This is a genomic window from Novosphingobium sp., from assembly GCF_040079535.1.
GTDB lineage: Bacteria > Pseudomonadota > Alphaproteobacteria > Sphingomonadales > Sphingomonadaceae > Novosphingobium.
In genome coordinates, this window is record NZ_JBEBKB010000059.1 from 1 (window position 1) to 9880 (window position 9880).

4 protein-coding genes are annotated in these 9880 nt (G+C 59.8%); 2 read left to right on the forward strand and 2 right to left on the reverse strand.

The features are described from left to right. Together ABL914_RS13165 and ABL914_RS13170 are read right to left on the reverse strand one after the other, a co-directional pair. The coding region (locus ABL914_RS13165; protein ID WP_391563645.1) for a helix-turn-helix domain-containing protein at window positions 1–193 on the reverse strand (193 nt) is incomplete at its 3' end. After that, on the reverse strand, window positions 193–729 hold the full coding sequence (locus tag ABL914_RS13170) for a DUF2975 domain-containing protein (protein WP_391563646.1): 537 nt from the start codon (window positions 727–729) through the stop codon (window positions 193–195). The genes ABL914_RS13170 and ABL914_RS13165, both read right to left, overlap by 1 nt. 558 nt (window positions 730–1287) lie before the next feature. Between ABL914_RS13170 and rpoB the strand changes: the two genes are divergently transcribed. Together rpoB and rpoC are read left to right on the forward strand one after the other, a co-directional pair. Further along, window positions 1288–5472 carry a DNA-directed RNA polymerase subunit beta gene (rpoB, locus tag ABL914_RS13175; protein WP_391563647.1) on the forward strand — a complete coding sequence of 1395 codons (4185 nt, stop codon included), beginning with the start codon at window positions 1288–1290 and terminating at the stop codon, window positions 5470–5472. Window positions 5473–5547: 75 nt separating this feature from the next. After that, on the forward strand, window positions 5548–9837 hold the full coding sequence (rpoC, locus tag ABL914_RS13180) for a DNA-directed RNA polymerase subunit beta' (RefSeq protein ID WP_391563648.1): 4290 nt from the start codon (window positions 5548–5550) through the stop codon (window positions 9835–9837). Window positions 9838–9880 lie beyond the last annotated feature (43 nt).

Genomic DNA, 9880 nt, shown 5'->3' on the forward strand with positions numbered 1-9880 from the left:
GTTCGCGGCAGATCGCCTCCAGCGTGGAAAAGCGGATGGCCTTGGCCTTGCCGGTTTTCAGGATCGAGAGGTTGGCCAGCGTGATATCGACGCGAGCAGCCAGATCGGTCAGCGTCATGCGCCGGGCGTAGAGGAGGTCGTCGAGTTTGACGCTGATTCGGCCTTCGGCGGTGCGCGGTGCTGGGATCGGCATCACACGGTCCCTTCCAGCTCTTCACGCATTTCAGCGCCGCGGCGGAATACCCGGGCCAGAATGAACAGAATAATGGTCAGCAGCACGCCAGTCAGCTCGACATCGAAGCCCAGCTCGGCATCGTGGCCAGCCTGCTCAAGGTAAGGCGCAAACCATTTGGCAATACCGGCCAGGACAAGGGCAGTACCGTGCACTATCACCGAAATCCAGCCCATGCGGGTCAGCCGGTCGGCATTGTCAGCGCGGAATGGTTCGCCTTCCTTTACCGAGTCGATGATGCCCGAAAGCTGGCTGAAGAACTTGTGGGCCAGTCCCAGCAGAACCATCACCAGTGCCATGAAACCAACCAGCAGGCCAAAGCTGAATTCGGGGGCGCCGGCATTGGTGATTTGTTTCAGCACCTCGGCTTGCGAGACGCTGAGCATGGCGCCGATGCCGATACCGATCATCACCATCGCGAAGATGATGGTGATCTGCGTCAAAACGATCAGCACTTTGGCGGATCCGAGCAAGGGATCTTTTGGGGCGGTATCCATCACACTATCTCCTTGGCTTTGCCGATCAGGCCAGCGTGGCTGCGACAGTGGTGGCCGGCATAGCCAGCGTGGGCAGCCACAAAGCGGCAAACATGGCGGCCGCGAATATCGTGGCGAGCGGGCGATTGCGATTGGTCATTTGTTGAACTCCGATATGGTTGATATCGATATTCAATAATCCGAGTCGCGCAACCAGTCAAATGATATTATCGTTTTTCGATATATGGCACGTCGATTATCGGAAAGCCCAGAAACGCGCCGCATTGCGCCTCACTCCGTTTGACAATCGGTCAGCCCCTACCTATATGCGCGCCTCACCCATTGTTTCGAGCAAGCAGGGCCCATGCGCGGGGGCCAGGCACGGAAGGAAGCGGCGGGTTATCCATCTGACGCGAAGGCTGCGGGCCGCTTCCATTGGGGGGCGCTGCCCTCCTTTTCCATTTGGATTGGGCGGCCTTTTCTCGTTTGATGGCGCCATCCACGCGCGTGGCATTATTCCTGCCGGGGAGTCAGAAGTTGATTCTGGCCCGGCACTATTGAAAGAGGCAAGACCCTCCCATGGCCAAGAAGCCTTCCATTCCTGCCGGCGGCGTTCGCGTCAGTGCAAAGCGGCGCATCCGCAAGATCTTCGGCGATATCCACGAAGTGGTGAAGATGCCGAACCTGATCGAGGTTCAGCGCGAATCGTACGAGCAGTTCCTGCGTTCGAACCCGGCGATCGGCTATGTCTCTGGTCTGGAAAAAACCTTGCGCTCGGTCTTTCCGGTCCGCGATTTTGCCGGGACCAGCGAACTCGATTTCGTGCACTATGTGCTGGAAGACCCCAAGTACGACACCACCGAATGCCGCCAGCGCGGGATCACCTATGCCGCGCCGATGAAGGTTACGCTGCGCTTGATCGTGTTCGAGGTGGATACCGAAACCGAAACCCGCTCGGTGCTCGATATCAAGGAGCAGGACGTCTACATGGGCGACATGCCGCTGATGACCGAGAACGGCACCTTCATCATCAATGGCACCGAACGCGTGATCGTTTCGCAGATGCACCGTTCACCCGGCGTGCTGTTCGATCATGATCGCGGCAAAACCCATTCAAGCGGCAAGTATCTGTTTGCCGCCCGCGTCATTCCCTACCGCGGTTCGTGGCTCGATTTCGAATTCGACGCCAAGGATATCGTCAACGTCCGGATCGATCGCAAGCGCAAGCTGCCGGTTACCGCGCTGCTGCATGCGCTGGGCCTCAATTCGGAAGAAATCCTCGATTTCTTCTATGACAAGGTGTTGTGGAAGCGCGGCGGAAGTAATATCCAGGGCGGCGGCTGGTGTTTGCCCTATGCTGCCGATCAATGGCGTGGTTCAAAGCCGGCCTTTGATATTGTCGATGCCAAAAGCGGCGAAGTGATCTTCCCGGCTGGCACCAAGATCAGCCCGCGTGCCGCCAGCAAGGCCGAAAAGGATGGCCTGGCCGAACTGCTGATCCCGACCGAGGAAATCTTTGGTCGCTATTCGGCGGTTGATCTGATCGACGAAAAGACCGGCCGGATCTGGATTGAAGCCGGTGACGAAGTTTCACCGGAAAGCCTCGAAGCGCTCGACAACGCCGGGATCGATCAACTTGATCTGCTCGATATCGATCACACTTCGACCGGTCCGTGGATCCGCAACACGCTTAAGGCTGACAAATCGGAAGACCGTGATCACGCCCTGGCTGATATCTATCGGGTAATGCGCCCAGGTGAACCGCCGACGCGCGAAACCGCCGAAGCGCTGTTCGAAGGTCTGTTCTTCGATGCCGATCGCTATGACCTTTCGGCCGTGGGCCGGGTCAAGCTCAACATGCGTCTGGCGCTTGATGCCGAAGACACCCACACCACCCTGCGCAGCGAAGATATCCTCGCCGTGGTCAAGGAGCTGGTGAACCTGAAGGACGGCAAGGGCGATGTCGATGACATCGACAACCTGGGCAACCGCCGCGTCCGTTCGGTGGGCGAGCTGCTGGAAAACCAGTACCGCGTCGGCCTGCTGCGGATGGAACGCGCAGTCAAGGAACGGATGAGCTCGGTCGATGTTTCGACCGTGATGCCCAACGATCTGATCAACGCCAAGCCCGCAGTGGCTGCAGTCCGCGAATTCTTTGGCTCAAGCCAGCTTTCGCAGTTCATGGATCAGACCAACCCGCTGTCCGAAGTTACCCACAAGCGCCGCGTTTCGGCACTTGGGCCGGGCGGGCTTACCCGTGAGCGCGCAGGCTTCGAAGTCCGCGACGTTCACCCGACCCACTATGGCCGGATCTGCCCGATCGAAACGCCTGAAGGCCCGAACATCGGGCTGATCAACTCGCTGTCCACTTTTGCCCGTGTCAACAAGTACGGGTTTATCGAAACCCCGTACCGCAAGGTGATCGACCAGAAGGTCACCGGCGAAGTGATCTATCTTTCGGCAATGGAAGAACAGAAGCACACCGTGGCCCAGGCCTCGGCTGAGCTCAGCAAGGACGGCTCATTCGTTGAGGAACTGGTTTCAGCCCGCGAAGCCGGCGAATTCGTTATGGCCCCGCGCGATCACGTAACGCTGATGGACGTCAGCCCCAAGCAGCTGGTTTCGGTTGCCGCATCGCTGATTCCATTCCTGGAAAACGACGACGCCAACCGCGCGCTGATGGGATCGAACATGCAGCGCCAGGCCGTGCCGCTGGTTCGCGCCGAAGCGCCGTTTGTCGGCACCGGGATGGAAGAAACCGTGGCCCGCGATTCGGGCGCGGCAATCGGCGCGCTGCGCGCCGGGATTGTCGATCAGGTTGACGCCACCCGGATCGTGATCCGCGCATCGGGCGATATCGAAGCCGGCCAATCGGGCGTTGATATCTATCGCCTGCAAAAGTTCGAACGGTCTAACCAGTCAACCTGCATCAACCAGCGTCCGCTGGTGAAGGTGGGCGATGTGATCGAAACCGGTCAGATCATCGCCGATGGTCCTTCGACCGAGCTGGGCGAACTGGCGCTGGGCCGCAACGTGCTGGTCGCGTTCATGCCGTGGAATGGCTACAACTACGAAGATTCGATCCTGATCAGCGAACGCATCGTCAAGGAAGACGTCTTCACCTCGATCCACATCGAGGAATTTGAAGTCATGGCCCGCGATACCAAGCTTGGGCCCGAAGACATCACCCGCGATATTCCCAACGTGGGCGAGGAAGCGCTGCGCAGCCTCGACGAAGCCGGCATCATCTACATCGGCGCCGAAGTGCATCCAGGCGATATCCTGGTCGGCAAGATCACGCCGAAGGGCGAAAGCCCGATGACCCCTGAAGAAAAGCTGCTTCGCGCAATCTTCGGTGAAAAGGCTTCGGACGTTCGCGATACCTCGCTGCGGCTGCCGCCGGGCGTGGCTGGAACGATTGTCGATGTGCGCGTATTCAACCGCCACGGGATCGAAATCGATGACCGTGCGCGCCAGATCCAGAACGAGGAAATCGAACGCCTTGCCAAGGATCGCGAAGACGAACGCGGCATTCTGAACCGCGCCACCTACAACCGCCTGCGCGATATGCTGGTGGGCCAGGTTGCGGGCGCCGCACCCAAGGGCTTCAAGAAGGGCGATACCATCACCGAGGAAAACCTGGGTGAAGTAGAGCGTCACGAATGGTGGAAGTTCGCCGTGGCCGATGACAAGGTCCAGGGCCAGCTCGAAGCCGTCAAAGCCCAGTACGACGAGACCGTAAAGGCGATCCAGGAGAAGTTCGAGGATCGCAAGGACAAGCTGGAACGCGGTGATGAACTTGCCCCCGGCGTGCTCAAGATGGTCAAGGTTTTCGTCGCGGTGAAGCGCAAGCTGCAGCCGGGCGACAAGATGGCTGGGCGCCACGGCAACAAGGGTATCATCAGCCGGATTCTGCCGCAGGAAGACATGCCCTTCCTCGACGATGGCACCCCGGTCGATTTCGTGCTCAACCCGTTGGGCGTGCCCAGCCGTATGAACGTGGGCCAGATCTTCGAAACCCACCTGGGCTGGGCTGCACGCGGGCTTGGCATGAAGATTGGCGCAGCGCTGGATGCCTGGCGTGAAGCCAATCCGAACCCGGCCGCAGGGCAGCCGCCCGAAGCCTTGCGCGAATTGCTGCTTGATATCTATGGCTCCAACTATGCCGAAGATATCTCCAGCCGCACTGCTGACGAGCTGGTTGAACTGGCAGAAAGCGTTCGCGCTGGCGTGCCGATGGGTTCGCCCGTGTTCGATGGTGCTGTCGAAGCCGATGTTACCGCCATGCTGGAAAAGGCCGGGCTCGACACATCAGGACAGGTCACGCTTTATGACGGACGCACCGGCACCGCGTTTGACCGCAAGGTCACCGTGGGCTGCAAGTACGTGCTGAAGCTGCATCACCTTGTTGACGACAAGATCCACGCCCGTTCGATCGGCCCCTACTCCCTCGTTACCCAGCAACCGCTGGGCGGCAAGGCGCAGTTCGGCGGCCAGCGCTTCGGGGAAATGGAAGTCTGGGCACTCCAGGCTTACGGCGCTGCCTATACGTTGCAGGAAATGCTGACGGTGAAATCGGATGACGTGGTCGGCCGCACCAAGGTTTACGAAGCGATCGTCAAGGGTGACGATACCTTCGAAGCCGGCATTCCCGAAAGCTTCAACGTGCTCGTCAAGGAAATGCGCAGCCTCGGCCTCAACGTCGAGCTGTCGTCTCTAACCGATGAGAACGAAGGCGACGATCTCGCGGAGGCCGCGGAATAACGGATCGGGCGGGCCATCACGGCCCGCCTCGTCCCTGCCCCGCCCAACACATTCACCCCACAGAGGGATTGAAAAATGAACGACCTGTCCAAATTCACGAACCAGATCGCGAAGCCCGAAACTTTCGACCAGATCCAGATTGGCATCGCCAGCCCCGAGCGCATCCGCTCGTGGTCGTTCGGCGAAATCAAGAAGCCCGAAACGATCAACTACCGGACCTTCAAGCCCGAGCGCGATGGCCTGTTCTGCGCGCGCATCTTCGGCCCGGTGAAGGATTACGAGTGCCTGTGCGGCAAGTACAAGCGCATGAAGTACAAGGGCGTAGTCTGCGAAAAGTGCGGTGTTGAAGTTACCGTCACCAAGGTTCGGCGCGAACGCATGGGCCACATCGAACTGGCCGCGCCGGTTGCGCACATCTGGTTCCTCAAATCGCTGCCTTCGCGCATCGGTCTGCTGCTCGACATGCAGCTCAAGATCCTTGAGCGGATCCTCTATTTCGAAAGCTATGTTGTGATCGAGCCGGGCCTGACCCCGCTCGAAAAGTACCAGACGCTGACCGAAGACGAGCTTTACGAATACCAGGACGAGTACGGCGAAGACGCGTTCTCGGCCGGGATCGGCGCCGAGGCGGTCAAGCACATGCTGATGAGCCTCGACCTTGAACAGGAAAAGGAAGACCTGCTCAAGGAGCTTTCCGAAACCAAATCGGAACTGAAGCCCAAGAAGATCATCAAGCGGCTGAAGGTGGTTGAAAGCTTCATCGAATCGGGCAACCGCCCCGAATGGATGATCCTTGAAGTTGTGCCGGTTATCCCGCCAGAGCTGCGCCCGCTGGTGCCGCTTGATGGCGGCCGCTTTGCGACGTCGGATCTCAACGATCTCTATCGCCGCGTAATCAACCGCAACAACCGCCTGAAGCGCCTGATCGAACTGCGCGCGCCTGACATCATCGTGCGCAACGAAAAGCGCATGCTGCAGGAAGCCGTTGACGCGCTGTTCGACAACGGCCGCCGCGGCCGCGTGATCACCGGCGCCAACAAGCGTCCGCTGAAATCACTTTCCGATATGCTCAAGGGCAAGCAGGGCCGGTTCCGCCAGAACCTGCTGGGCAAGCGCGTTGACTATTCGGGCCGCAGCGTGATCGTCACCGGGCCGGAATTGAAACTGCACCAGTGCGGGCTGCCCAAGAAGATGGCGCTCGAACTGTTCAAGCCGTTCATCTATGCGCGGCTTGATGCCAAGGGTCTTTCGATGACCCTCAAGCAGGCCAAAAAGTGGGTTGAAAAGGAACGCAAGGAAGTCTGGGATATCCTGGACGAAGTGATCCGTGAACACCCGGTTCTGCTGAACCGCGCCCCGACCTTGCACCGTCTGGGCATCCAGGCATTCGAACCCGTGCTGATCGAGGGCAAGGCCATCCAGCTGCACCCGCTGGTCTGCTCGGCCTTCAACGCCGACTTTGATGGCGATCAGATGGCGGTCCACGTGCCGCTTAGCCTGGAAGCCCAGCTTGAAGCCCGCGTACTGATGATGTCCACCAACAACATCCTCAGCCCCGCCAATGGCAAGCCGATCATCGTTCCTTCGCAGGATATGGTGCTTGGTCTCTATTATCTTTCGATGGACCGCGTGGGTGAGCCGGGCGAAGGCATGCTGCTGGCCGATATGGCCGAAGTGCACCATGCCCTTGATGCCGGTGCCGTAACCTTGCACTCCAAGGTTATCGCCCGCGTGCCGCAAACCGGTGAAGACAAGGTTGAACGGATGGTTCGCTATGAAACCACCCCGGGCCGCATGCTGATCGGCGAATGCCTGCCCAAATCGCACACCGTGCCCTTCGATGTGGTCAACAAGCTGCTGACCAAGAAGGAAATCGGCGATGTGATCGATCAGGTCTATCGCCACACCGGCCAGAAAGAGACCGTACTGTTCGCCGATGCGATCATGAGCCTGGGCTTCCGCAACGCCTTCAAGGCGGGGATCTCGTTTGGCAAGGACGATATGATCATCCCCGACAGCAAGGATGCGCTGGTTGCCGAAACCAAGGATCTGGTGGCTGACTATGAACAGCAGTACCAGGACGGCCTGATCACCCAGCAGGAAAAGTACAACAAGGTGATCGACGCCTGGAGCCGCTGCGGCGATCAGGTGGCCAACGCCATGATGGAAGAGATCAAGGCCAGCCCGATCGACCCGGAAACGGGCCGCCAGCGTCAGGTCAATTCGATCTACATGATGAGCCATTCGGGCGCACGTGGTTCGCCAACCCAGATGAAGCAGCTGGCGGGTATGCGCGGGCTGATGGCCAAGCCTTCGGGCGAAATCATCGAAACCCCGATCATCTCGAACTTCAAGGAAGGTCTGACCGTTCTTGAATACTTCAACTCCACCCACGGCGCCCGCAAGGGCCTGGCTGATACTGCGCTCAAGACTGCAAACTCAGGCTATCTGACCCGCCGTCTGGTCGATGTGTCGCAGGACTGCGTAGTGGTGATCGAAGATTGCGGAACCGAACGCGCGCTGGAAATGCGGGCGATTGTTCAGGGCGGCAGCACCATTGCCTCGCTGGGCGAACGCATCCTGGGGCGGACCCTGGCCGAAGACATTGCCGACAAGGAAGGCAATGTCATCATGCCCAACGGGACGCTACTTGATGAAGCGGCAACCCTGGCGGTCGAGGAATCGGGCGTTCAGGCCGTGCGGATCCGTTCACCGCTGATCTGCGAAGCCGAACAGGGCGTTTGCGCAACCTGCTATGGCCGCGATCTGGCCCGCGGGACCCCGGTCAACATCGGTGAAGCTGTTGGCGTTATCGCCGCACAGTCAATCGGTGAACCCGGCACCCAGCTGACCATGCGTACCTTCCACATCGGCGGGGCCGCGCAGGTCAACGAGCAATCGCACCTTGAAGCACTGTGCGACGGGACCGTGGTCTATCGCGATATCCTGACCATCACCGACAAGCGCGGCCGCCGGCTCAGCCTAGCGCGCAGCGGCGAAATCGTGGTCATGGATAACGAAGGCCGCGAACGTGCGATGCATAAGGTGCCCTACGGGACCCACCTGTTGCACGTAGACGGCGCGACCATCAAGGAAGGCGAACGGCTGGCAGAATGGGATCCGTTCACCACGCCGATCATCACCGAGAAATCGGGTGTGGTGAAGTACCAGGATCTGATCGACGGCAAGACGCTGACCGAACAGACCGACGATGCCACCGGCATGTCGAGCAAGCTGATCACCGAAAATCGCTCGGCCAGCCGCTCGAAGAAGGAAGACCTGCGGCCGCGCTTGACCCTGCTTGATGAAAGCTCGGGCGAAGCTGCGCGGTACATGCTGGCACCGGGCGCAACGCTTTCGGTTGAAGATGGCCAGATGGTCGAAGCCGGTGACGTGGTGGCCCGTGCCAGCCGCGAAGCCGCCAAGACTCGCGACATCACCGGCGGTCTGCCGCGTGTTGCCGAACTGTTCGAGGCCCGCATCCCCAAGGACAATTCGATCATCGCCAAGATCAGCGGCCGGATCGAATTCGTTCGCGATTACAAGGCGAAGCGCAAGATCGCGATCATCCCGGAAGAGGGCGATCCGGTGGAATATCTGATCGCCAAGTCCAAGGTGATCGACGTTCAGGAGGGCGATTGGGTCAAGAAGGGTGATAACCTGATTTCCGGTTCACCCAATCCGCACGACATCCTTGAGGTGCTTGGTGTGGAAGCGTTGGCCGAATATCTCTGCGCCGAAATCCAGGAAGTGTACCGTTTGCAGGGCGTGAAAATCAACGACAAGCACATCGAGGTGATCGTTCGCCAGATGCTGCAGAAGGTTGAAATCACCGATGGCGGCGACACTGTGCTGCTGGCCGCCGAACAGGTCGATCGCGAGGAAATGGACGAATACAACTCCAAGCTGGCGCCAGGTCAGGCACCAGCGGTGGGCAAGCCGGTGCTGCTGGGCATCACCAAGGCTTCGCTCCAGACGCGTTCGTTCATCTCGGCTGCTTCGTTCCAGGAAACCACCCGTGTACTCACGCAAGCGGCCGTGGAAGGCAAGCGAGACAGCCTGATCGGGCTCAAGGAAAACGTCATCGTTGGCCGCCTGATTCCGGCCGGCACCGGGGCCGGCATGAACCGCCTGCGGGTTGCCGCCACCAGCCGCGATGCTGCGCTGCGGGCCCAGTACCGCAAGCTCCAGGAAGCGCTTATCGCACCCGATAGCGCCGCCGAAGAGCACGCCGCGGAACTGGCCCAGGGCCCGGAAGCGGCCGGCTTTGCCGATCCGCTCGCTGCGGTTGAAGGCGAAACCCACGGGACCGATGCCGATGCAGGCGAATATCTGAACCCCGAAGCAAGCGAAGGCGCAGAATAAGCGCCTGCCATTTTGCTGAAGACACAAAAAGGCCCCGCCGGAT